Source organism: Streptosporangium sp. NPDC020072 (assembly GCF_040631445.1).
Lineage (GTDB): Bacteria > Actinomycetota > Actinomycetes > Streptosporangiales > Streptosporangiaceae > Streptosporangium.
The window spans coordinates 15,200-38,104 of sequence record NZ_JBEYAB010000010.1 but is presented as its reverse complement, the minus strand read 5'-3'; the positions used below and the strand labels follow the sequence as shown (position 1 = coordinate 38,104).

At 70.2% G+C, this 22,905-nt stretch carries 20 protein-coding genes and 1 tRNA gene; 7 read left to right on the top strand and 14 right to left on the bottom strand.

The features are described 5' to 3' along the window. Nucleotides 1-2 precede the first annotated feature (2 nt). From ABZ470_RS24205 to ABZ470_RS24195, 3 genes are read left to right on the top strand one after another with little or no spacing between them, the layout of a single operon-like run. Nucleotides 3-851: a sulfotransferase gene (locus tag ABZ470_RS24205; protein ID WP_362914018.1), complete on the top strand. Its 849-nt coding sequence runs from the start codon at nt 3-5 to the stop codon at nt 849-851. Next, a complete protein-coding gene (locus tag ABZ470_RS24200) occupies nt 839-2,155 on the top strand; it encodes a lipopolysaccharide biosynthesis protein (RefSeq protein ID WP_362914016.1) in 1,317 nt (438 codons plus the stop codon). The genes ABZ470_RS24205 and ABZ470_RS24200 overlap by 13 nt, the downstream gene beginning before the upstream one ends. Further along, nucleotides 2,152-3,066, top strand: coding sequence for a sulfotransferase (locus ABZ470_RS24195; protein ID WP_362914014.1), 915 nt, complete (start codon nt 2,152-2,154; stop codon nt 3,064-3,066). Before ABZ470_RS24200 ends, ABZ470_RS24195 begins: the two co-directional genes overlap by 4 nt. Nucleotides 3,067-3,073: 7 nt before the next feature. On the opposite strand, the gene ABZ470_RS24190 is transcribed toward ABZ470_RS24195, so the two are convergent. The 12 genes from ABZ470_RS24190 to ABZ470_RS24135 form a co-directional block, all read right to left on the bottom strand. Next, nucleotides 3,074-3,931: a WecB/TagA/CpsF family glycosyltransferase gene (locus ABZ470_RS24190; RefSeq protein ID WP_362914012.1), complete on the bottom strand. Its 858-nt coding sequence runs from the start codon at nt 3,929-3,931 to the stop codon at nt 3,074-3,076. Then, nucleotides 3,931-4,854 (bottom strand): glycosyltransferase family 2 protein, encoded by a 924-nt coding sequence (locus ABZ470_RS24185; RefSeq protein ID WP_362914010.1) that lies wholly within the window; start codon nt 4,852-4,854, stop codon nt 3,931-3,933. The genes ABZ470_RS24190 and ABZ470_RS24185 overlap by 1 nt, the downstream gene beginning before the upstream one ends. Then, nucleotides 4,851-5,792, bottom strand: coding sequence for a sulfotransferase (locus ABZ470_RS24180; protein WP_362914008.1), 942 nt, complete (start codon nt 5,790-5,792; stop codon nt 4,851-4,853). Before ABZ470_RS24180 ends, ABZ470_RS24185 begins: the two co-directional genes overlap by 4 nt. Nucleotides 5,793-5,996: 204 nt before the next feature. Then, entirely contained in the window at nt 5,997-7,259 is a 1,263-nt protein-coding gene (gene cysN / locus ABZ470_RS24175) for a sulfate adenylyltransferase subunit CysN (RefSeq protein WP_352013911.1), read from the bottom strand. Between the two features lie 115 nt (nt 7,260-7,374). Next, a complete protein-coding gene (cysD, locus tag ABZ470_RS24170) occupies nt 7,375-8,289 on the bottom strand; it encodes a sulfate adenylyltransferase subunit CysD (RefSeq protein WP_362914006.1) in 915 nt (304 codons plus the stop codon). A gap of 19 nt (nt 8,290-8,308) precedes the next feature. Next, nucleotides 8,309-9,076 carry a 3'(2'),5'-bisphosphate nucleotidase CysQ gene (locus tag ABZ470_RS24165; protein ID WP_352013913.1) on the bottom strand — a complete coding sequence of 256 codons (768 nt, stop codon included), beginning with the start codon at nt 9,074-9,076 and terminating at the stop codon, nt 8,309-8,311. Continuing rightward, nucleotides 9,076-10,542 carry a sugar transferase gene (locus ABZ470_RS24160; RefSeq protein WP_362914004.1) on the bottom strand — a complete coding sequence of 489 codons (1,467 nt, stop codon included), beginning with the start codon at nt 10,540-10,542 and terminating at the stop codon, nt 9,076-9,078. Before ABZ470_RS24160 ends, ABZ470_RS24165 begins: the two co-directional genes overlap by 1 nt. 98 nt (nt 10,543-10,640) lie before the next feature. Then, entirely contained in the window at nt 10,641-11,246 is a 606-nt protein-coding gene (pth, locus tag ABZ470_RS24155) for an aminoacyl-tRNA hydrolase (protein ID WP_362914002.1), read from the bottom strand. Nucleotides 11,247-11,443: 197 nt separating this feature from the next. Beyond that, entirely contained in the window at nt 11,444-12,055 is a 612-nt protein-coding gene (locus ABZ470_RS24150; RefSeq protein ID WP_362914000.1) for a 50S ribosomal protein L25/general stress protein Ctc, read from the bottom strand. Between the two features lie 252 nt (nt 12,056-12,307). Next, nucleotides 12,308-13,300, bottom strand: coding sequence for a ribose-phosphate diphosphokinase (locus tag ABZ470_RS24145; protein WP_352013916.1), 993 nt, complete (start codon nt 13,298-13,300; stop codon nt 12,308-12,310). Nucleotides 13,301-13,376: 76 nt separating this feature from the next. After that, nucleotides 13,377-14,828 (bottom strand): bifunctional UDP-N-acetylglucosamine diphosphorylase/glucosamine-1-phosphate N-acetyltransferase GlmU, encoded by a 1,452-nt coding sequence (glmU, locus tag ABZ470_RS24140; RefSeq protein WP_362913998.1) that lies wholly within the window; start codon nt 14,826-14,828, stop codon nt 13,377-13,379. 166 nt (nt 14,829-14,994) lie between these two features. Next, nucleotides 14,995-15,066: transfer RNA gene (locus ABZ470_RS24135), tRNA-Gln, on the bottom strand. Nucleotides 15,067-15,385: 319 nt separating this feature from the next. On the opposite strand from ABZ470_RS24135, the gene ABZ470_RS24130 reads away from it, so the two are divergent. From ABZ470_RS24130 to ABZ470_RS24115, 4 genes are all read left to right on the top strand, one after another. Beyond that, nucleotides 15,386-16,327, top strand: coding sequence for an acyl-CoA desaturase (locus ABZ470_RS24130; protein WP_362776818.1), 942 nt, complete (start codon nt 15,386-15,388; stop codon nt 16,325-16,327). Nucleotides 16,328-16,471: 144 nt separating this feature from the next. Beyond that, nucleotides 16,472-17,476, top strand: a complete 1,005-nt coding sequence (locus ABZ470_RS24125) for a TetR/AcrR family transcriptional regulator (RefSeq protein ID WP_362913996.1) — start codon at nt 16,472-16,474, stop codon at nt 17,474-17,476. A gap of 62 nt (nt 17,477-17,538) precedes the next feature. Beyond that, nucleotides 17,539-19,602, top strand: coding sequence for an RNA degradosome polyphosphate kinase (locus tag ABZ470_RS24120; RefSeq protein WP_352013920.1), 2,064 nt, complete (start codon nt 17,539-17,541; stop codon nt 19,600-19,602). After that, entirely contained in the window at nt 19,595-20,473 is an 879-nt protein-coding gene (locus ABZ470_RS24115) for an NUDIX hydrolase (RefSeq protein ID WP_352013921.1), read from the top strand. Before ABZ470_RS24120 ends, ABZ470_RS24115 begins: the two co-directional genes overlap by 8 nt. On the opposite strand, the gene ABZ470_RS24110 is transcribed toward ABZ470_RS24115, so the two are convergent. Beyond that, a complete protein-coding gene (locus ABZ470_RS24110) occupies nt 20,466-21,953 on the bottom strand; it encodes a CYTH and CHAD domain-containing protein (protein ID WP_352013922.1) in 1,488 nt (495 codons plus the stop codon). The two genes, ABZ470_RS24115 and ABZ470_RS24110, sit on opposite strands and share 8 nt — an antisense overlap. A 155-nt stretch (nt 21,954-22,108) precedes the next feature. Further along, on the bottom strand, nt 22,109-22,885 hold the full coding sequence (locus ABZ470_RS24105; protein ID WP_362913994.1) for a trans-aconitate 2-methyltransferase: 777 nt from the start codon (nt 22,883-22,885) through the stop codon (nt 22,109-22,111). Nucleotides 22,886-22,905: the final 20 nt, after the last annotated feature.

Below are 22,905 nucleotides of genomic sequence, written 5' to 3'. Positions count from 1 at the left end.
CCATGCTGAAACGTTCCGTGCACGCCGTCGCGCGGACCGCCGGCCGGTTCACCGCCGCAGGACGGGTGCTGCCCTCCTTCCTGATCGCCGGGGCGCAGCGCGCGGGCACCACCTCGCTCTACCGGGCGCTCTCCCAGCACCCGCTGATCCTCAAGCCCGGCCTCCACAAGGGGGTGCACTACTTCGACGTGGCCTATGACCGTGGCCTGTCGTGGTACCGGGCGCACTTCCCGCTGCGCGCCGGAACCTCCAGGCTGACCCGCCGGTACGGCTGCCGCCCCCACGTCTTCGAGTCCTCCCCCTACTACCTGTTCCATCCGCTGGCCGCCTCCCGCATCGCCCGTGACCTGCCGGGTGTGAAGCTGATCGTCCTGGTGCGCGACCCGGTCGAGCGCGCCTTCTCCGCGCACGCCCACGAACTGGCCAGGGGGTTCGAGACGGAGCCCTCCTTCGCCAGGGCGGTCGAGCTTGAGGAGGAACGGCTCGCCGGAGCCGCGGAGGGGCTGTGCGCCGCGCCGTACTCGACGAGTCACGCGCACCGTCACCACGCCTACCTCGCCAGGGGCCGCTACGCCGAGCAGCTCGCCCGGTTCGAGCCGCTGATCGGCAGGGACCGGATACTCGTGATCGACAGCGGGCGGTTCTTCGGCGAACCCGAGATCGTCTACGACCGGGTGCTGGAGTTCCTGGGGCTGCCGCACATCGGCGATCCGGTCTTCGAACGGCACAACGCCCGTCCCCGGCCCGGTCCGATGCCCGATTCGTTGCGCCGTGAACTCACCGACCACTTCGAGGAGTGGGACGCCAAGCTGCCCCACTGGCTCGGCGCGTCCCCCTCGTGGCGCCGCTGATCTCCGCGGGCCTGGCCAGGCTGCCGCGCGTCGGAGGAGCGGCCAGGGACGGCCTGGCGGGACTCGTCGGCGCCGGAGTCGGAGCGGGCGCCCAGTTCCTGACGGTCGTGCTGGTCACCAGGGGCACCGACCGGCAGACGGCGGGCGCCTTCTTCACCGCGACCGCGCTGTGCCTGACCGTCGCGGGCGTCCTGCGGCTCGACGCGGGCAACGGACTCGTCCACGCCATCGCCGGGACCGGCGCCTGCGGTCACGACCGGGCGCGAGGGCAGGTCCGTGCGGCGCTGGCGCCGGTCGCGGTGCTCTCGGTGGCCGTGGGGACGGTCCTGTTCGCCTGCCTGTCCGACCCGGCTTTCCGGGTGCTGGCGGTCGCACTGCCCGCCGTCGTGTGCGCGGACGTCCTGGTCTCCGCCACACGCGGCTTCGGGATGATGCTGCCGACCCTGCTGCTCGACGGTCTGCTCCAGCCCGTCGCCCAGCTCGTGCTCGTCTCCCTCGCCGTCGCCTCCGGAGTGCGGACGGTTCCGGTCCTGGTGGCCGCCTGGGCGTTGCCGTACGTCCCGGTGCTGTGCCTGGCGGCGCTCTGGCTGCGCGGACGGCTGCCCCACACGCCCTACGCCGGGCCGTACGCCCTGGAGGCCGCGCGTGAGCTGTGGCGCCACACCTGGCCCAGGTCGGCCGCCGCCGCGATCCAGGCGGTGTTCCAGCGGCTGGACGTCATGGTCGTCGCGGTCCTCGCCGGGCCGGAGGAGGCCGCCGTCTACACCGCCGCCACCCGTTTCAAGGTGGTCGGCCAGCTCGTCAACCGGGGTCTAGCCCAGGCGGCGCAGCCCAGGCTGGTCGAGGCGCTCACCGCCGGGAACCTGGGCCGCGCCCGCGCGCTGTACCAGTCGGCGACGACGTGGCTGGTGGCGCTGACCTGGCCGCTCTGGCTGGGGTACGCCCTGTGCGCGCCGTGGCTGCTCGGCCTCCTCGGCGACGGGTACGCCTCGGGTGCCGCCGTGGCGCTGGTCCTCGCCGTGACGATGATGCTCGCCGGGGCCTGCGGCATGGTGGACGTGGTGCTGACCGCCGCCGGGTACACCCGCTCCAGTCTGGCCAACCTGGTCGCCGCGATCACGGTGACCACGGCCTGCGGGGTGTTCCTGACCCCCGCGTACGGCGCGGCGGGCGCGGCCCTCGCCTGGGCCTCGGGCACGCTGGTCAAGAATCTGCTGCCGCTGTGGCAGATCCACCGCCGCCTCGGCCTGCGCCCCTTCGGCGCCCACAGTCTGGGGGCGTTGCGGCCCTGGCGGCCCCGGTGACGGGCCGGGTTCCCGTGCTCGTCACGGGGCTGCCCAGGAGCGGCACGAGCTGGACGGGCAAGATGCTGGCGGCGGGCGGCGACCTGGTCTACGTCAACGAGCCGCTCAACCCCCAGCACCCGCCCGGCCGCTGCCCCGGGGTGCTGAACGCCCACGTCACCCACCGTTTCCAGTACATCTGCCCGGACAACGAGGACCTCTGGCTGCCCGCCTTCACCGACACGGTCGCGCTGCGCTACCGGTTCCTGGCCGAGCTGCGGCGCAACCGCTCGCCGTACGACCTGGCACGGATGGCCAGGTACGGCGCGGCCTTCACGCTGGGGCGGCTGACCCGGCGGCGGGCGCTGCTCGACGACCCGTTCGCGTTGTTCTCCGCCGGGTGGTTCGCAGAGCGCCTCGGCTGCCGGGTGGTCGTGCTGCAACGTGACGCGGTGCCGTTCGTGGGCAGCTGGCAACGGCTCGGCTGGACCGTCTACTTCCACGAACTGCTCGAACAGCCGCTGCTCATCAGGGACCACCCCCACCTGGAGGCGCTGCGCGCGTTCGTCGGCTGCCAGGACCGCATCGCCAAGGCCGTCGCGCTGTGGCGGGCCGCCAGACGGGTCGTCACGACCCTGGCGGCCGGGCACCCGGGGATCACCCTGGTCCGCTACGAGGACCTCGCCGCCGCCCCCGAGGAGGGCTTCCGCGCCCTGTACGGCAGGCTGGGCCTGACCTGGTCGGCCCGCGCGCGCGAAAGGGTCCTCAGGGCGTGCACGGCGTCCACAGGACCGGCGGGCGGCTTCGTGTGGCACGGCCTGTCCCGTACGGCCTACCGCCCCATGGACTCCCGGCTGGCCCTGGCCCACGCCGCGAACCGGCTGAACCCCGAGGAGACCCGCCGGGTCCTGGAGCTGGCCTCCGGCGGGTGAGCCTCCTTCAGGAGAACAGACGCCGCAGCAGACAGACCGTGAGCAGCTTGAGCGCGAACGGCAGGTCGTGCAGAAGATAGCGGCGGGCCAGCCTGCCGGGCTCGTTGACCAGCCGGAAGAGCCATTCGAGCCCGGAGCGCCGCATCCACGCAGGCGCCCTGCGGGCCGTACCCGCCGCGAACGAGATCGCCGCGCCGCAGCCGATGAACCAGGTCGCGGGCATGTCCTGGCGGAGCCTCGCGATGAGCCGGTCCTGTTTGGGGAAGCCCAGGCCGACGAACACCACCCGGGGCGCGGCGGCCAGCATGGCGTCCTTGACCTCCGCGTAGCCCTCCTCGGTCGTCTCGAACCCGTGCGGCGGGGCGTCGGCCCCCACCACGCGCAGCCGGGGATGGCGGCCGCGCAACCGGGACGCCGCCTGCGCGGCCGCGCCCTGCGGGCCGCCGAGCAGGTAGACCGGGTAGCCGTAGAAGGCCGCCGCGTCCGAAAGGGACCAGATCAGGTCGGCGCCGGTGACCCTGCCGGGGACGGGTGTGCCGAGCAGGTCGGCCGCCCACACCAGCGGCATGCCGTCGGCCACCGCCAGATCGGCCTTCTCGACCAGCTCGCGCGCCTCGGGGTCGCGGGCGACGGCCCAGCCGATGTCCACGTTGGGGGTCACCAGGTGGCCGCCCTCGCCGCGTTTCAGCGAGGCGACCACATGCTCGACGACCTCGCCCTCGGTCATCGGGTCGAGGACGAGACCGGCGACCCGCACCCTGCGGCGTTTACGGGCCTCCTCGCCCCTCCCCCCGTCCTGGCTCTTGTCCCGGCGCCGCCTGCCGTGGGCCGGGCCCGGGGTCTGCCTGGCCGTACCGGTCGCCATCAGATGCCGTGCCCGCGGTGGTGCAACGCGCCCAGCACCGTGTGGGCGGAGACCAGACCGGCCGCGACGGCCAGCGCGATGGGCGTGCGTGGCTCGCCGCGCCGTACGGTGAACGCCCGCAACGCCCAGCGTCCGGCCTCCCTGCGCCTGCCGAGGGCCGCGTTGTGGAAGGCGATCTGGCCGTAGACCCGTGCCGCGCCGCGCGGGTCCACGGCCAGATCCGGGTGCCGGGCGAGCATCCACTCAAGCCCGGCGATGCGGTCCGCCCATCTGGTCGCATACTGCGAGGCGCCCCAGCGGACTCGCACCAGCGGACGGTCCACATGCACGATGGGACGGCGCGCGGCGGCGCGCAGCGCAAGGTCCCAGTCTTCGTTCTGACCGTTCGGCGCGCTCTCGTCGACCAGGAACGCTCCACGCCGGAACAGGAACGTCGAGGAGTGCACCATCGCCATCCGTGAGCGCAACAGGTGGGCCCGGGTGATGGAGGAGGTGCCCGCCAGGCGCCGGACACTGCGGGAGCCGTACTCGATCTCGATGGCGCAGCTGGCGAACTCCGCGCCGGGCCGCGCCGCGAGCGCGCCCATCTGGGCGGCGAGTTTGCCCGGTGCCCACTCGTCGTCGTCGTCGCAGAAGGCGACCAGGTCGGTGTCGAGCGCCTCGATGCCCGTGTTTCGCGCCCCGGGAAGACCGGGGAGACGCCGGTTGGCCACGACCCGGACACTCCGCGAGGTCGTTCCCGCCCCCCGGGCGAGGAAGTCGGCCAGCTGGTCGGTGACCCCGGCGGTGTCCGTGCCGTCGACGACGACGACCACCTCGACCGATCCGGAGCACACCTGGCCGAGGGCGGCGCGCGTCGCGGCGCGCAGGTGCTCCGGCCTGTGACCTCTCGTGGGGATGACCACTCCCACCGACGGACTCACACAAGCCTCCCGCGATAGCCGTACTTGATCATCAGTGGCCAGGTCAGCGCGGTGACCAGGCTCCGGTGCAGGACGGGGGCCGCGGTGCGCCAGGCATCGTCGGGGACCAGCCCGATGGGGCCGACCGCGAAGCGCATCGGGTTCCCCGCGACCGTGTGCGCCCTGGAGAGCAGGGCCTTCTCACCGGTCAGGAAGTCAAGGCCGGCGGGCAGGCCGATCCTGGCGGCCAGGTGCCCGAGCGTTTCCGCCGGGGCCCGGACGAGGTCCTCGTAGCGGACCCTGGTGACCGGCACGCCGCCACGGGCCAGCAGTTCGATGCCGAGGTTCTGCGCCAGCCAGTGCACCGAGGTGCGGCCGGGCGACCAGCGGGTCATCGGGGAGCCGCTCTCCGGGCGGATGACCCGCCTGTGCCAGGAGTGGGCGACCGCCCGGGGGTCGCGCACGACGTGCACGACGTGCACGTCGACCCCGGAGGCGGCCAGGCAGAAGGCCAGGGAGGCGTGCTTGCTCGAATCGACGACGACCGGGCAGCCCGCGACCTCACTCGCCGCGTCGTAGAGACGGCGATGGGCGGCGACGTACTCGCCCAGTGCGGCGGGCCTCCGCGACGACCGGCCGCCGGCCAGGAGCCGGGCCAGGGCGGGGATGCGCCGGGTGCGGTCGACCCGCAGGCCGAGTGTGACGACCCTTTCAGCGAGGTTCTCCGACCAGCCGCCGAAGGCGCGGGCGCCGACCTCGCGCCAGAAGGGGCAGGTGCCGAACGGCCTCGCGCACCCGCAGTCCTCGTTCGCGAGCACGCCCCGCGTCCAGAGGTGGGCGACCTCGCCGAGCGGCGCGATGCCGGGAACCTCACCGAGCAGCCGTTCGAGCAGTGTGGTGCCGCTGCGGCCGAGACCACCCAGGAAGACGACCCTGGCGGGAGACGGACTGTCAGACACGGGCACGAATCCTCACCGGATGGATACGGAACGTGCCGAGACTAGCGCGGAGAGTCACATTCGGGTTGGGGAACGGTCAAACGATCTACCGACCCCCACGCGGCGCGGCTTCGCGACCCGCCGGGACGGCTCGGCCGCGTGAACGCGAAGGTCCCCTCCCCCACCCGCGTACGGCGGGCGGTGAAGGGGACCGGAGGCAGGGCGTTATCGGGCCTCGACGATCATCCCGGCGCCGACGGTGTTGTTGGTCGTCTCGTCCACGAGGATGAAGCCGCCGGTGAGGCGGTTCCTGGCGTAGTCGTCGACGAACAGCGGCTGGGTGACGCGCAGCGAGACCCGTCCGATCTCGTTCAGGCCGAGGGCCTCGGCCGACTCGTCGCGGTGCAGGGTGTTGACGTCGAGCCGGTAGTGCAGGTCGCGGACCAGCGCGCGGGCCGTACGGGTGGTCTGCTTGATGGTCAGCTTGGCGCGCGGGCCCAGTTTGCTGGCGTCGGTCATCCAGCAGACCATCGCCTCAAGCTCCTGGGCGGCCTGCGGCTGGTTGTTCGGGCGGCAGATCATGTCGCCCCGGGAGATGTCGATGTCGTCCTCAAGGCGGAGGGTCACCGACATCGGCGGGAAGGCCTCGTCCACGGGGCCGTCGAAGGTGTCGATCGAGGCGATGCGCGTGGTCAGCCCGGAGGGCAGGTGCATGACCTCGTCGCCCGGCTTGAGGACGCCGCCCGCGACCTGGCCCGCGTAGCCCCGGTAGTCGTGGAAGGCCGGGTCGGTCGCCCGCTGCGGCCTGATCACGTACTGCACGGGGAAGCGCACGTCCACCAGGTTGCGGTCGGAGGCGATGTGCAGGTGCTCAAGGTGGTGCAGCAGCGAGGAGCCGTTGTACCAGGGCATGTTCTCCGAGCGGGAGACCACGTTGTCGCCGTGCAGCGCCGAGATCGGGATGAACGTCAGGTCCGGGGCGTTCAGCTTGGCGGCGAAGGCGGTGAACTCCTCGCGGATCTCCTCGAACCGCTCCTGGGAGTAGTCGACCAGGTCCATCTTGTTGACCGCGAGCACCAGGTGCGGCACCCGCAGCAGCGTGGTCAGGAAGGCGTGCCGCCGCGACTGCTCGACCACGCCCTTGCGCGCGTCGATCAGGATGATCGCCAGGTCCGCGGTCGAGGCGCCGGTGACCATGTTCCGGGTGTACTGGATGTGGCCCGGGGTGTCGGCGATGATGAACTTGCGCTTGGGCGTGGCGAAGTAGCGGTAGGCCACGTCGATCGTGATGCCCTGCTCCCGCTCGGCCCGCAGGCCGTCGGTGAGCAGCGACAGGTCGGTGTACTCGGTGCCGCGGTCGCGGGAGGTCCGCTCGACGGCCTCAAGCTGGTCCTCGAAGATCGCCTTCGAGTCGAAGAGCAGGCGGCCGATGAGGGTCGACTTCCCGTCGTCGACGCTTCCCGCGGTGGCAAAGCGAAGAATGTCCATCAGAGCTGCTCTCCAGAGATCGTACGGCTGGCACGGGAAGGCCGCGCGGCGCGCGGGCCGAGGGGGCGGGGCCGCTCCCGGGAGGGAGCGGGCCGGTGCGGCAGGACCTCGCGCACTAGAAGTACCCCTCCCGCTTGCGGTCCTCCATCGCCGCCTCGGAGGCCCGGTCGTCGGCGCGGGTCGCGCCGCGCTCGGTGAGCCGGGTCACCGCGATCTCCTCGATGATCTCCTCGACCGTGGTGGCGGTCGACTGGACGGCGCCGGTGCAGGTCACGTCGCCGACCGTGCGGTAGCGGACCGTCATCTCGACGAGCGGCTCGTCCTCGTCGCGGGGGATGAACTCGGTGTCGGACAGCAGCATGCCGTCGCGCTCGAACACCTTGCGCCGGTGGGCGTAGTAGATCGACGGGATCTCGATGCCCTCACGCCGGATGTAGTCCCAGACGTCGAGCTCGGTCCAGTTGGACAGCGGGAACACCCGGATGTGCTCGCCCTTGCGGATTCGCCCGTTGTAGAGGTTCCACAGCTCGGGCCGCTGGTTCTTCGGGTCCCACTGACCGAAGTCGTCACGGAAGGAGAAGACCCGCTCCTTGGCGCGTGCCTTCTCCTCGTCCCGGCGGGCGCCGCCGAACACGGCGTCGTACTCGTTGTCCTCGATCGCGTCGAGCAGGGTCGTGGTCTGCAGCCGGTTGCGGGAGGCCCTGCGGCCCGTCTGCTCGGTGACGCGCCCGGCGTCGATGGAGTCCTGCACGCTCGCCACGACCAGGCGGGCGCCCAGCTCGGCGACCCTGCGGTCGCGGAACTCGATGACCTCGGGGAAGTTGTGCCCGGTGTCGACGTGCATCAGCGGGAAGGGGATCGGCGCCGGCCAGAAGGCCTTCTCCGCGAGACGGAGCATGACGATCGAGTCTTTACCACCGGAGAAGAGCAGACAGGGACGCTCGAACTCGGCCGCCACCTCACGCATGATGTGAATGGCCTCTGCCTCAAGGACATCGAGCTGCGACGTGGTGTAGTCGCACTGAAGCATCTGACTCTCCTAGCGGGGATTATCGGTGGAGATCCCGGATTCCGGCGAGCAAGGTCGGCGCCAGTCCCGGTAGGGAAACAAGGATATCCGGCAGCGACGGGTCGCCCTGGTTGTAGGTCAGGGGTGAGCCGTCGATCCGGCTGGCGTGGGCTCCCGAGGCGAGGGCGACGGCGACCGGGGCCGCGGAGTCCCACTCGTACTGGCCGCCCGCGTGCACGTAGGCCTCGACCCTCCCGGTGAGGACCGCGGAGATCTTGGCGCCCGCCGACCCGATCGGCACCAGGTCTGCCCCCGTACGGCGGGCCAGTTCGACGACGAACTCGGGGGGCCTGCTCCTGCTGACCGCGATCTTCGGCCTGGTGCCGGCCGTGAGCTGCGGGAGGACGGGGGGTTCCAGAGTGGACAGCGTCGTGCCGGCGGCGGGCAGCGCCACCGCCCCCGCGCGCAGTGCGCCGTTCTCCCACAGCGCCACGTGCACCGCCCAGTCGTCGCGGCCCTCCTCGGCGAACTCGCGGGTTCCGTCGAGCGGATCGACGATCCACACCCGCTCCGCCGTCAGGCGCCGGGGGTCGAGGCGCTCGTCCTGAGTCGCCTCCTCGGATAGCACACTGTCACCTGGACGTGAGGTCGCCAGGGCGTCCATCAGGAGGCGGTGCGCGGAGGAGTCGCCCTCGGCGCGCAGCGCGGCCGGGTCGTCGAAGCCCCTCTTGTCGCGCAGGGCGAGCAGCAGTTCGCCCGCCTGAGTCGCCAGGTCCGCGGCGAGAACGTGGTCGTCGCGAATCGTCATCAGTATGCTCCAGCCCCTCGCGCGACAGCCGACCAGGTCTTCCACAGGATCTGCAGGTCCAGCGTGAGGGACCAGTTCTCCACATAACGTAGGTCCAACCGTACAGATTCCTCCCAAGATAGGTCAGACCGCCCACTGACTTGCCACAGGCCGGTCATGCCCGGCTTTACCAGCAGCCGCCGCCGGACGTCGTCGCCGTACCGGGCGACCTCCTCGGGCAGCGGGGGTCTCGGGCCGACCAGCGACATCTGACCGAGCAGCACGTTGACAAGCTGCGGCAACTCGTCCAGGGAGTGACGCCGCAGCCGGGCGCCCACCGGGGTGATGCGCGGGTCGTTGCGGATCTTGAAGAGCACGCCCTGGCCGTCTCCGGTCAGGGTGATCCGGCGCCGCTCCGCGTCGGTGGTCATGGTGCGGAACTTGTAGATCGTGAACTCGGCGCCGTCCCTGCCGACCCGCCGCTGCCGGAAGAACACCGGCCCCGGTCCCGAGGCCCGTACGGCCAGCGGCAGCACGGCGAACAGCGGCAGCAGCGCGACGAGCAGCACCCCGGCGCCGACCCGGTCGAAGAGGTTCTTGACCAGTTGCCGCGGGCCGGTGAGCTCGGGGTGCTCCACGTGCAGCAGCGGCAGGCCCGCGGCGGGGCGGATGGTGATCCGCGGCCCGGTGACCTCCATGAGCGCCGGGGCGACGACCAGGTCGGTCTCGGTGCGTTCGAGGCGCCAGGCCAGACGCCGCAGCGCCACCCCGTCCATCTCGGGACAGGCCAGGACCGCGACCGTGTCGGCCGACACCTGCGGCACGGCGATCGGGACGTCCGACAGGCCGCCGAGCACGGCGACCCCCTCCACGTCCCCCATCCCGTCGTACGGCACGCAGGCCCCGACGACCTCCATGCCGTGGTAGCGCTCCCTGCGGAAGCGTCGGACGAGGTCGGCGACCGCGGCGCGGTGACCGACCGCGACGACCCGGCGCATGCAGGCCCCCTGGGCCCGCCTGCGGTGCAGACGGCGGCGCAGGCCGTACCTGGCGAGGATGGTCAGCAGCGTCGCCAGCGGCAGGGCGAGCACGACGTATCCCCTGGCCACGTCGGTCTTCGTCACGTATGCGCCGATGGCGAGGGCCGCGGTGAGGGTGAACCCGCACTGGAAGATCCGCTGGAACTCCTCGGCCCCCAGCCCGATCAGGCGAGGCTCGTAGGCACGGTTGATCCTGATCGCGCAGACCCAGACGACCGGAAGCGTGAGGCTCAGCAACACGTACGGGGTCACATATGGGGTGACCTCGCCGAACCGGACGAACAGCGCGAGCGTTCCGGCCAGGGAGGCTGAGCCGAGATCGGCCACCGCGGCTCGCACCCGGTAACGACGGACCCAGTCCGGCAGACTCGGACGGACCGCCCATGCGGCCCTCGGCCTCGCCCGGTCGACGATTACGTCACGCACACACTCCCCCTGCGTAACCATGCACCAACGGACAGTGACCGAATGTTAGCGTCAGGAACGGGAGGTACGAGGTTCGAAGGCCGAAACGCGCGCCGTTCGTACGAACGGCTAGAAGTCGATCACCGGGGCGGACCCGAGATGTTCAGGTCGGTCGCGTGGAAGGCGTTCTGAGTGGGTTCGAGCCCCGCCTTCATCAGCGACTCGACCACGTCCGCCGCCTTGTCCACCAGGAACGGCAGGTCCTTGCGCTCGGCGGTCACGAAGTCACGCAGGACGAAGGAGGCGGCGTCCATCCGGCCGGGCGGGCGGCCGATCCCGAAACGGACCCGCAGGTAGTCACGCGTCGCGAGGGACTTGGTGATCGACTTCAGCCCGTTGTGGCCGTTGTCGCCGCCGCCGAGCTTGGCCCTGAGCGCTCCGTAGGGGATGTCCAGCTCGTCGTGGACCACGATCACCCGGGCCGGTTCGACCTTGTAGAAGTCGGCCAGGGCCTTCACCGGGCCACCGGAGAGGTTCATGAACGACAACGGCTTGGCCAGCACCGCGGAAAGGCCGGCGACCCGCCCCTCAAGCACCTCGGCCCGTGACCTGTGGGCCTTGAAGCGCCCCCCGGCCCGCGCGGCGAGCTCGTCGAGCACCATGAAGCCCGCGTTGTGCCGGTTCCCCGCGTACTCGGGACCGGGGTTCCCCAGACCAACGACCAGCCAGCGGTCCACGGTCGGCATCCCTTCTCGCATGCGCGTCAGGTCTCGCACGCGCGTCAGGGCAGCCCGGTCCCGGACTGCCCTGACAGGGGACGACGCGACGACCGCGCACCCCCGGCGTGCTCGGTTTCCCCGCCGCCGTACGGCGGAGCGGGGAAACGGGCCGGGCCGGCGCCCGTACGGCGCGCGGCCCGGTTGTACCGGTCTTACCCGGTGTCCTACTCGGCGGCCTCGGCGGCCTGCTCGCCCTCGGCGGCCTCGGCGGCCTCACCCTCGGCGGCCTCGGGCTCCGGCTCGGCGGTCGGGGCGGCGGTGACGTGCAGGACCAGCGTCTCGGGGTCGGCGACCAGCGTCGTGCCCTTGGGCAGCTTCAGGTCGCCCGCGGTGACCTGGGCGCCGATCTCCAGGCCCTCGACGTCGACCTCGACACCCGTCGGGATGTGCGTGGCCTCGGCCTCGACGGAGACGGAGACGAGCTGCTGGTCGAGGATGCCGTCGGCGACCTCACCGGTCGTGGTGACCGGGATTTCGACGGTGACCTTCTCGCCGCGCTTGACCAGCAGGAGGTCCACGTGCTCAAGGAAGCCCTTGAGCGGGTCACGCTGGACGCCCTTGGGCAGCGCCAGCTCGGAGACCGCACCCTGGAGGCGGATCAGGACGTTCGGGGTGCGCAGCGCGAGCAGCAGCTCGTGGCCCGGCAGGGACAGGTGCTGGGGCTCGGTACCGTGACCGTAGAGGACGACGGGCACCTTGTGCTCGCGACGGATCTTGCGGGCGGCGCCCTTGCCGAAGTCGTTGCGGGACTCGGCGGTGATGACTACCTCGGACACGGTGGATCTCCTAGGGATCTTCGTCGGTGGAAAAGGACGCGCTCTCCCTCACCCGCCCTAGCGGAAGGCGTTACGAGCGCTGCGTCTCTTTGCCGGGCTGGCGCCCGGCGGCTCGGATGCCTTTCGAGCCGATGTCTTCACCCGTCGTGCGGTTTCGGACAACTGCGGCATCCTCGCGGCGAACGCCATCAGCTTAGTGGGTTCCGCGGGGAGGTACGGCCCGGCGACGCCGGGCCGTACATCAGGGGAGGGTCAGCTGTCGCCCTCGAAGAGGCTGGTCACCGAGCCGTCGCTGAACACCTCGGTGATCGCGCGGGCGATCAGCGGGGCGATCGACAGCACGGTGAGCTTGTCGAAGCGCTTGTCCTCGGCGAGCGGGAGCGTGTTGGTGACGATCACCTCGGAGACCCTGGAGTTCTTCAGCCGGTCGACCGCCGGGTCGGAGAAGACCGCGTGGGTGGCGGCGACGAGCACGTTGGTCGCGCCCTGCTCGTAGAGCGCGTCGGCCGCCTTGCAGATCGTCCCCGCGGTGTCGATCATGTCGTCGATCAGCACACAGGTACGGCCCCGCACCTTGCCGACGACCTCGTTGACCGTCACCTGGTTGGCCACGTCGAGGTCGCGGCGCTTGTGGATGAAGGCCAGGGGGGTGCCGAGCGTGTCGGCCCACCGTTCGGACAGGCGCACCCGGCCCGTGTCGGGCGAGACGATGGTCGTCGTCTCCAGGTCGAGCTTGTCCCTGAGGTAGTTGACCAGCACGGGCATGGCGAACAGGTGGTCGACCGGGCCGTCGAAGAACCCCTGGATCTGGGAGGTGTGCAGGTCGATCGACATCAGCCGGTCGGCCCCGGCCGTCTTGAACATGTCGGCCATCAGACGGGCGGTGATGGGCTCGCGGCCCCTGCCCTTCTTGTCCTGCCGGGCGTAACCGAAGAACGGCATGATCACGGTGATCCGCTTGGCGGAGGCGCGCTTGAGCGCGTCCACCATGATCAGCTGCTCCATGATCCACTTGTTGATGGGCCCGGTGTGACTCTGCATCACGAAGGCGTCGCACCCCCGGACCGACTCAAGGTACCGGGCGTAGATCTCCCCGTTGGCGAAGTCCCGCAGGGCCGTCGGCGTCGTCCTGACACCGAGGTGGCTGGCCACCTCCTCGGCCAGTTCCGGGTAGGCGCGTCCGGAGAAGAACATCAGGTTCTTCTGGCCGGTCTGCTTCATACCGCTGCTCGTACCGCTGGTCATGCCGTCCTCCCGCCGTGACGGCCCACCGTTGCATTAGCGACGCCGCCGCGCCTGATGGCCCGCTTGCTTCGCTCGCTCACGTCTTGCTCCCCTGCTGGTTTTCGGCCTCGGCTGCCCGCAGTGCCGCCTCCGCCGACCTGGTGCCCGCGCGCCTGCGCGCGACCCACCCTTCAATGTTGCGCTGCCGCCCGCGGGCCACCCCTATCGCCCCGGGAGGGACGTCGCCGGCGATGACCGAGCCCGCGGCAGTGTAGGCGCCGTCGCCGATGTTCACCGGCGCGACGAGCATGGTGTCGCACCCGACGAAGGCGTGCTCGCCGACCGTCGTCTGGTGCTTGTCGACCCCGTCGTAGTTGACGAAGATCGTCGAGGCGCCGATGTTGGCCCCCGCCCCGATGACCGCGTCTCCCGCGTAGGTCAGGTGCGGCACCTTCGCGCCCTCGCCCACCTTCGCGTTCTTCATCTCGACGTAGGTGCCCGCCTTGGCCTTCCTGGCGAGCACGGTGCCGGGGCGCAGGTAGGCGTAGGGGCCGACGAGGGCCTCGGGGCCGATCTCCGCCTCGACGCAGACCGCGTTGCGCACGACCGCTCGCTCACCGACGAGCGTGTCGGTCAGCGTCGTGGCCGGGCCGACCTCCGCGCCCTCCGCGATCGCCGTACGGCCGTGCAGCTGGGTTCCGGGGTGGAGGACCACGTCGGGCTCCATGGTCACCTCGACGTCGACCCAGGTGCTGGCGGGGTCGATCACGGTGACCCCGGCGCGCATGTGGGCTTCGAGCAGCCGGGTGTTGAGCACCTTGCGGGCGAAGGCGAGCTGCACCCGGTCGTTGACGCCCTCGACCTCGACGTGGTCGGCGGCCACGTGCGCGCCGACCCGGTGGCCGTCCTCCCTCAGGATGGACAGCACGTCGGTGAGGTACTCCTCGCCCTGGGCGTTGGTGGTCGAGACGCGCTTGACCGCGTCGGCGAGCAGGGTCCCGTCGAAGGCGTAGACGCCGGAGTTCATCTCCCTGATCGCCCGCTGCTCCGCGGTCGCGTCCTTCTCCTCGACGATCTGCAGGACCGCCCCCGTGGCGTCTCGCACGATGCGGCCGTAGCCGTACGGGTCGGGGACCTCGGCGGTCAGGACGGTGACGGCGTTGCCGTCGGCCTCGTGCCGCTCCAGCAGGGCGGCGAGGGTCTCGGTGCGCAGCAGCGGGGTGTCGCCGTAGGTCACCAGGACGGTTCCCTCGATCGCACCGACCGTTTCGAGCACGACTCTGACCGCGTGGCCGGTTCCCCGCTGGTCCTCCTGGATCACGGGCAGCGCGTCGGGACCGGTTCTCGACAGGTGTTCCCGGACCCGGTCTCTCTCATGACCGATGACAACAATGAGCCGCCCGGGTTCGAGGCCTCGGGCGGCTGTGAGCATGTGGTCGACCAGGGTGCGGCCGCACAGCTCGTGCAGGATCTTGGGTGTTTTCGATTTCATCCGGGTGCCCTCGCCTGCGGCGAGGACGATGACGGCGGCCGGGCGCGGCACACTCACGGACGAGGCTCCCTCGGCGTCGCAGCTGAGACATGACAAAGCGGGATGAGATGCGATTACCGCCTGGGAACCGTCCCGTCACCCACTCGACAACGCGAGGATACCTTCCCGTCCACCAACCCACCCAGCCGACCAGCCGGGTTGCCAAACTAGGCAGAACGGACAGCTCCGGCACCAGGACTCGAACCTGGACAACAAGGACCAAAACCTTGCGGGCTGCCAATTACCCAATGCCGGATCAGCCTGGCGACTCGGATCACATCCGATCGCCCGACTCCCCTACGATACCGACCCCTTGCTATCAAACGCGCCTCGTTTGGAGACCTCATCTGATACAGGGCGTGCCGGTCGCCGGAACGGCGCCGGACAGGCGCAGGCCAAGTGCCGTCTAGCAGACGGCCGGGTGGCGCGCAAGTCGTTAAACCCCTAGACGACGTTCCCCCAAGAGTCACCTTCCCCACATTAAGCACTTAGGGATTCCTAACTTACGATGGCGTAGGTTACGGTTGCGTAGCCCGACAAACGCCCACCTCCTCCCAGCTTCCGTGAGGTAGTGCATGACCGTCATCGAAGAACGCCCCGCGCCCGGCCCGAAGCCGGAGGCGGACCCAGAGCCGAAGACCACGATCGAACTCGTCACGTTCGGCGTGGTCGTGGCCGCGCCTCTGCTCGCCTTGCTCGCCGCCGTTCCCTTCGCGTGGGGATGGGGGCTCGGCTGGACCGACGTCGCGATCTTCTTCGTGTTCTACGCGGTTTCCGGGCTGGGTGTGACCGTTGGCCTGCACCGCCACTTCACTCACGGTTCCTTCAAGGCCAAGCGCCCGATGAAGATCGCGCTGGGCATCGCGGGCAGCCTCTCGCTGGAGATGTCGGTGCTCGACTGGGTGGCCACCCACCGCAAGCACCACAAGTTCTCCGACAAGGAGGGCGACCCGCACTCGCCGTGGCGGTTCGGCAGCGGCTTCCTGTCGCTGACCAAGGGACTGCTCTGGGCGCACGCGGGCTGGCTGTTCGAGACCGACCGGGTCAACCGGGAGAAGTACGCCCCCGACCTGCTCAAGGACCCCGACATCGTCAAACTGCACAAGTTCTTCCCGGTGATGGCGATCTCCTCGATGGTGCTCCCCCCGCTGCTCGGCGGCCTGCTGACCTGGTCGTGGTGGGGCATGCTCACCGCCTTCTTCTGGGGCACGCTGGTCAGGATCGGACTGCTGCACCACGTGACCTGGTCGATCAACTCCATCTGCCACGTCTTCGGCGAGGAGGTCTTCGAGTCGCGTGACAAGTCGCGCAACGTGTGGTGGCTGGCCATCCCGTCGTTCGGCGAGTCCTGGCACAACCTGCACCACTCCGACCCGACGTGCGCCAGGCACGGCGCGCTCAAGGGACAGATCGACCTCAGCGCCGGGGTCATCCGCTGGTTCGAGAAGGCGGGCTGGGTTCACGACGTCCGCTGGCCGACGCCGGAACGACTGGCGGCCAAGCGCATATCCGCCTGAATCATGACACCGCGCCGCACCTCCGGTGTCCCCCCTAACACCTTGGACAACACGCCCGCGCCCCCCTCAAGAAGGGGGCGACGGCCCCCGGTCCGGCGAAATACGGTTCCCGTTTCGCAACCTGGGAGCGCCATCATTGGAAACGTGAGCGAACCCCGACGACGCATGTCAGGCAAGGAACGCCGGGAGCAGCTGATCCAGATCAGCCGGACCCTGTTCGCTGAGAAGGGGTTCGACGGCACATCGGTCGAAGAGATCGCGGCGACCGCCAACGTCTCGAAGCCCGTGGTCTACGAGCACTTCGGCGGCAAGGAGGGCGTCTACGCGGTCGTGGTCGACCGTGAGATGCAGAAGTTGCTCGGCCTGGTGACGGAGGCCCTCTCCGCCTCACACGCGCTGATCAAGCTGGAGCGGGCCGCGCTGGCGCTGCTGGCCTACGTCGAGGAGAACAGCGAGGGCTTCCGCATCCTGGTCCGCGACTCACACGCGGCCTCGGGGACGGGCACGTTCGCCAGCCTGATCAACGACATCGCCAGCCAGGTCGAGGACGTGATGGTCGACCAGTTCGCCGAGCGCGGCTACGACCCGAAGCTGGCGCCCATGTACGCCCAGATGCTGGTCGGCATGGTCGCGCTGACCGGCCAGTGGTGGCTCGACGTCCGCAGGCCCGCCCGCGAGGAGGTGGCCGCGCACCTGGTCAACCTGGCCTGGAACGGCCTCACCGGTCTGTCCCCGACCCCCCGCCTGACCTCCTTCTCCCACGGCCTGGAACCCCGCGGCCTGGAACCCCGCGGCCCCGAAGCTCACGGCGTCGTGGCCCCGGCGCCGACCGAGAAGGAGCTTCGCGAGCGGGAGAAGGCGCGCGAACGCGAACTGAAGGAGCAGGAGAAGGCCCGCGAGCGCGAGCGGCGCGAGGCCGACAAGCTCGCCCGTGACCTGGAGAAGATCAGGCAGCGGGAGCTGAAGGAGCAGGAGAAGGCCCGTGAGCGCGAGCAGAAGGAGCGCGAACGGCTGCTCAGGGAGCAGGAGAAACTCCGCGAGCGGGAGCTGAGGGAGCAGGAGAAGCTCCGTGCCAGAGGGGCGAGGACACCCGCGGGAGGGTCGGCGACGGCCTCCGGAGATGGGGAAAACCTGGAAACAAGCGAGTAACCAACAGCAGCCGTTGATCCCAAATTAACGTTCCGTTCAATCAAAGCGGGCATTCTGGTCATATGTCCGCCGATCCCGCGCACCCCACCCCCGAAGGACTTCCTCTCCCCCAGGAACGCTTCCTCAACCGCGAGGAGAGCTGGTTGCAGTTCAACCAGCGGGTTCTTGAACTGGCCGAGGACACGTCCCTGCCCCTGCTTGAGCGGGTACGGTTCCTGGCGATCTTCGCCAGCAACCTGGACGAGTTCTTCCGGGTACGGGTCGCGGGCCTCAAGCGGCGGATGGCCACCGGCCTGCTGCTTCGCACCAAGAGCGGGCTCAAGCCCCGCGAGGAACTGGCCAGGATCGCCGCGATCGCCGACGAGCTCGCGCAGCGGCACTCGGCCTGTTTCCACGAGCAACTGCGCCCGCAGCTCGCCTCCGAGGGCATCGAGATCGTGCGCTGGGACGACCTCGGCCGGGACGAGCGCACCGAGATGCGCAAGCTGTTCCGGGAGCGGATCCGGCCGGTTCTGACCCCGCTGGCCGTCGACCCCGCCCATCCTTTTCCCTATATTTCCGGACTCTCGCTCAACCTTGCCGTGACCGTCCGAAACCCGGCGACCGGCAACACCGTGTTCGCCAGGGTGAAGGTGCCCAGCAGACTCCCCCGGTTCGTCGCGGCCTCCAAGGACCGCTTCGTCCCCCTCGAAGACGTCATCGCCGCCCACCTGGGACAGCTCTTCAAGGGCATGGAGGTCGTCGAGCACCACGTCTTCAGGGTGACCCGCAACGAGGACCTGGACGTGGACGAGGACGTCACGGAGAACCTCATGCAGGCCCTGGAGCGGGAGCTGCTCAAGCGCCGCTTCGGCCCCCCGGTGCGCCTGGAGGTCGAGGACACCATCACCCCCGAGGTTCTCGACCTGCTGGTCGACGAGCTGGGGGTGGCCCAGCACGAGATCTACCGGGTGCCCGGTCCGCTCGACCTGACCGGGCTGCACGCGATCTCCGACCTGGAGCGGGGCGAGCTGAGCTTCCGCCCCTTCGTGCCCGCCGAGGTGGTCCACGTCGAGGACGACATCTTCGCCGTCCTGCGCGAACGGGACGTGCTGCTGCACCACCCCTACGACTCCTTCTCCACCAGCGTGCAGCGCTTCATCGAGCAGGCCGCCGCCGACCCGAACGTGCTGGCCATCAAGCAGACGCTCTACCGGACCAGCGGTGACTCGCCGATCGTGGACGCGCTGATCGACGCGGCCGAGGCGGGCAAGCAGGTCGTCGTGGTCGTGGAGATCAAGGCGAGGTTCGACGAGCACGCCAACATCACCTGGGCGCGCAAACTGGAACGGGCCGGATGCCACGTGGTCTACGGGGTCGTCGGCCTGAAGACCCACTGCAAGCTCGCCCTCGTCGTACGGCAGGAGCCCTCCGGCGAGCTGCGCAGCTACTGCCACATCGGCACGGGCAACTACAACCCCAAGACCGCCAGGCAGTACGAGGACCTGGGTCTGCTGACCGCGGACCCGCTGGTCGGCGAGGACGTCACCGACCTGTTCATCCACCTGACCGGCTACTCCAACCACTCGGCCTACCGGCGGCTGCTGGTCGCCCCGCACTCGCTGCGCGGCGGTCTGGTCGCCAGGATCGAGCGGGAGATCTCCCACCAGGAGGCGGGCCGCCCGGCCAGCATCAGGATGAAGACCAACTCCCTGGTCGACGAGCTGGTCATCGACGCCCTCTACCGCGCCTCTCAGGCGGGCGTCCCGGTCGACCTGTGGGTGCGCGGGGTGTGCACGCTGCGTCCCGGCGTTCCCGGGCTCTCCGAGAACATCCGGGTCAGGAGCGTGCTCGGCCGCTTCCTCGAACACTCCAGGATCTACGAGTTCGGCCACGGGCGCAGGCCGGAGATCTGGATCGGCAGCGCCGACCTCATGCGACGCAACCTGGAGCGCCGCGTCGAGGCGCTGGTCAAGGTCACCAGCCAGCAGCAGCGGATGTACCTCAGCTCGCTGCTCGACCGGGCCATGTCGGAGGAGACCTCGACCTGGTGGCTCAACGCGGACGGCAGCTGGGCCCAGCACCCCGGTGACGACCTGCAGAACCATCTGATCAGCACCCGGCGGTGGAGGACGATAGATGACTGAACTGGACGTCCACCCGACCGACATGATCCGCGCCGCGGGGGCGGTGGTGTGGCGAGGGCAGGAGACGGCCCCCGAGGTCGCGCTCGTCCACCGTCCCAAGTACGACGACTGGACCTTCCCCAAGGGCAAGTTGAAGCCGGGTGAGCACGTCATCGCCGGAGCCCTGCGCGAGGTGGCCGAGGAGACCGGGATCACCGCGCTGCTCGGCCGGGCGTTGCCGCCGATCCACTACCTGAAGGGCAAGCGGCTCAAGCGCGTCGACTACTGGGTGGCCAGGGCCGCCACCAGCGAGCCGTACACCGACGTCGAGGAGGTCGACGAGGTCGTCTGGCTCTCGCTGAAGGAGGCCAGGCGGCGGCTGACCTACGAGTGGGACGCGGGCCTGCTGCGCGCCCTCACCGCGGTCCCGCTCGCGACCACCCCCCTCGTCCTGGTACGGCATGGCATGGCCGGTTCGCGCCAGGATTGGGAGGGTGACGACGACGAACGTCCCCTGGACGAGGTGGGAAGGCTGCAGGCCGAGGTCCTCACCGACGCCCTGGCGGCCTACCGTCCCGTCGAACTGATCAGCTCGACGAGCAGCCGGTGCGTGCAGACGCTTGAGCCGTACGCCGAGAGCGCCGGGCTTGAGATCCGTCAGGAGCGGCTGCTGTCCGAGACCTACCACGACCCGAGGGCCGCGCTGCGGCTGGTGTCGAAGGTGCTGGACTCGGAGCGTTCGACGGTGCTGTGCAGCCACGGCAAGGTGCTTCCCGAGCTGATCGCCGGGATCACCGACCGGCCCGGGGACGTGCAGTTACGCAAGGGCGCCTTCATGGTGCTGCACCACGCCGGCGGCAGGGTCGTCGGCGTGGACCGCTACATCACCTGAAAGCCGACAGAAGCTCCTCCACGGCCTTGGAGGTCTCGGCCCAGACCGCCGGGAACTCCTCCCACGCCCGTGCCGCTCCGGCCCGCTCAAGGCCGGTCAGCACGCCGTAGGTGAAGGTGTCCTCCCCCGCGAGCCTGGCGTTGGCCGCCTCGGCCGCGAGCCGTTCCTGGGCGACGACGCCGTCCTGGTGGGTGCCGAGCACCTCCTGTACGGCCTCGGCGTGCTTGGCCAGCTTGCCCAGGCCGAGCACCTCGGCGGTGTAGCGGGCCCGCTTGGCCGTCTTGCGCACCTCGTGCATGGCCTCCTCGCGCTCCGGGCCCTCGACGGCCTGGGCCGCCGCGTACGCCTTGGTGACCCGGTTCCAGCCCTTGGCCGCGACGGCTTCGAGGGAGTCGGCGGGCCGCTTGGCGGCCTTGGTGAGCGTGGGCGTGGCGACCAGGTCGTCCAGCGCGTCGAGCAGCGCGAAGTAACGCTCCCCGCCGAGCACCTCCCTGATCCGGTCGTAGGCCTCGTGCTCGGCGTCGAGCAGGTCGGAGCTGAGGCGGGTCCCGACCGGGCCCACGACCAGCTCCTGGTCGAGGGTCGCGAGGCTGCGGGCGAAACGCTCCCTGATGACCTCCAGGTCCCGGGCCTCGCCGAGGACCCCGGCCAGCCACTTCAGCTCCTCCTGGAGGGTCTCGGTCCCCTCGACGACCGATTTGAAGGACTTCAGCGCGCTGCGGAGCCTCCGGGAGGCGACGCGCATCTGGTGGACGGCGTCCTCCTCGGCGCGCCGTACCCGGGGGTCCTGGGCCAGGAGAGCGGCCACCTGGGCGCCGAGATAGCCCATGACGACCTCGCCCGCCGAACCGGACTTGGTCTCGGCGAGCCGTACCGTGGGGACGGGGGCGGCGGAGTTGAGCAGGCGGGCCAGCTTGCTCGACGAGTCGGCGGGCGAGGCTCCCGCCTTCGTCAGCCGCTTGCCGACCTTGGCGAGCAGTTTGACGTCGCCCTCGATCAGTTCGGCCTCGACCTCACGCCAGCGTTCGAGGTGCGGCTGCTCACCCAGCACGGTGCCCTTGACCCGGTCGTCGGCGATCTCGACGAGCCGAACCCCGGCCCCGTTCACCAGGTGGGTCACCGAACGGCGGGTGTCGAGCTCGGCGACGGGGGTCAGGGGCGCGCCCCTGGTGTAGGCGAGCACGAGGTCGGCCAGCTCCCTGGGCACGATCTTGGCACTGCGGGTCAGCGGGTGGACGATCTCCTGCCGGACGCCCTTCGCCTTGGGGAGCTTCAGGTGCCAGCCCGGGTCGGTGCCGCCCCGGCGCCGCCGCAGGGTGATGCCCCGGGCCGCGAGCCGCAGGTCAGGGGTGTCGAAGTAGAGCGCGACGAGCTGGTGGGTCTTGGGACCGACGACCCCCGAGCAGCCCGGCAGACCGGTCAGTTCGGGCAGCTCGTAGTCCACCGGCACGTCGAACTTGTCTTCTATTTCTATAGCCACAGGCCGTCCCCTGGTGTGCCCAGATATCTCTCTCAGTCCCTGCAGTATTTATTGACGTCCCACCATTCGTCCACAACTCCGGACGATCGACCTGCAATTACCCATCGGGTACAGACCCCACCCTGTCCGGACAACGCCTTTCGTTAAGGGTTTGTTCATTTTTCGGTCATCTTTTGGGCCACCACGAAAATCCGCCGGAAGGGGAACAGGGTGCCATGCGGACCGCGGGGGTAGGCCCGCGCGAGCACGTCGGAGCAGTCGTGCAGGAAGTCGTCGGCCTCCTCGGGGGACAGCCGGTCGAGCATGAGACGCAGGAAACTGCCGGTGATCCATCCGAGCACGGTCTCCTCACCGGTGAGAACGTGCAGGTAGGTGGTCTCCCAGGCGTCAACCCGGCAGCCTGCCCCGGCCAGCAGGTCGTGATACTCGGCGGGCTCACCGACCGGAGTCGGCCTGACCAGGTCGGCGAGCCGATCACGCCAGGTCGTACGGCACAGCTCGTGCACCAGCGCGTGGCTGGGCGCGCCGAAGTTGCCGGGGACCTGGAAGGCGAGCCAGCCCCCCGGCGCGAGCGCCTCCACCCAGCGCGGCAGCAGGTCACGGTGGCCGGGAACCCACTGCAGGACGGCGTTCGACACGATCACGTCGACCGGTTCGCGGGGACGCCACCGGGTGACGTCCTCGACGGAGAAGCTCAGCCCACCCGTCGCCGGGGCCCCGGCGAGCATCGCGGGCGAGGAGTCGAACCCGTGCACCTCGGCCTCGGGCCAGCGTTCGGCCAGCGTGGCGGTCAACTCGCCGGTGCCACATCCCGCGTCCACCACCCGGCGCGGACTCCGCGCCGCTATCCTCGCGACCAGGTCGAAGAAGGGCCGCGACCGCTCGTCGGCGTACCGGCCGTAGACCCGTGGGTTCCATATATCTCTTGACATCAAGACAACTCATAACGGGT

Coding starts and splice junctions, on each gene's coding strand:
- ABZ470_RS24205 (WP_362914018.1), top strand. CDS start 3: ATGCTGAAACGTTCCGTGCACGCCGTCGCGCGGACCGCCGGCCGGTTC.
- ABZ470_RS24190 (WP_362914012.1), bottom strand. CDS start 3,931: ATGGCGACCGGTACGGCCAGGCAGACCCCGGGCCCGGCCCACGGCAGG.
- cysN (WP_352013911.1), bottom strand. CDS start 7,259: ATGGACATTCTTCGCTTTGCCACCGCGGGAAGCGTCGACGACGGGAAG.
- cysD (WP_362914006.1), bottom strand. CDS start 8,289: ATGCTTCAGTGCGACTACACCACGTCGCAGCTCGATGTCCTTGAGGCA.
- ABZ470_RS24165 (WP_352013913.1), bottom strand. CDS start 9,076: ATGACGATTCGCGACGACCACGTTCTCGCCGCGGACCTGGCGACTCAG.
- ABZ470_RS24160 (WP_362914004.1), bottom strand. CDS start 10,542: ATGGTTACGCAGGGGGAGTGTGTGCGTGACGTAATCGTCGACCGGGCG.
- pth (WP_362914002.1), bottom strand. CDS start 11,246: ATGCCGACCGTGGACCGCTGGCTGGTCGTTGGTCTGGGGAACCCCGGT.
- ABZ470_RS24145 (WP_352013916.1), bottom strand. CDS start 13,300: ATGACCAGCGGTACGAGCAGCGGTATGAAGCAGACCGGCCAGAAGAAC.
- ABZ470_RS24130 (WP_362776818.1), top strand. CDS start 15,386: ATGACCGTCATCGAAGAACGCCCCGCGCCCGGCCCGAAGCCGGAGGCG.
- ABZ470_RS24120 (WP_352013920.1), top strand. CDS start 17,539: ATGTCCGCCGATCCCGCGCACCCCACCCCCGAAGGACTTCCTCTCCCC.
- ABZ470_RS24115 (WP_352013921.1), top strand. CDS start 19,595: ATGACTGAACTGGACGTCCACCCGACCGACATGATCCGCGCCGCGGGG.
- ABZ470_RS24105 (WP_362913994.1), bottom strand. CDS start 22,885: ATGTCAAGAGATATATGGAACCCACGGGTCTACGGCCGGTACGCCGAC.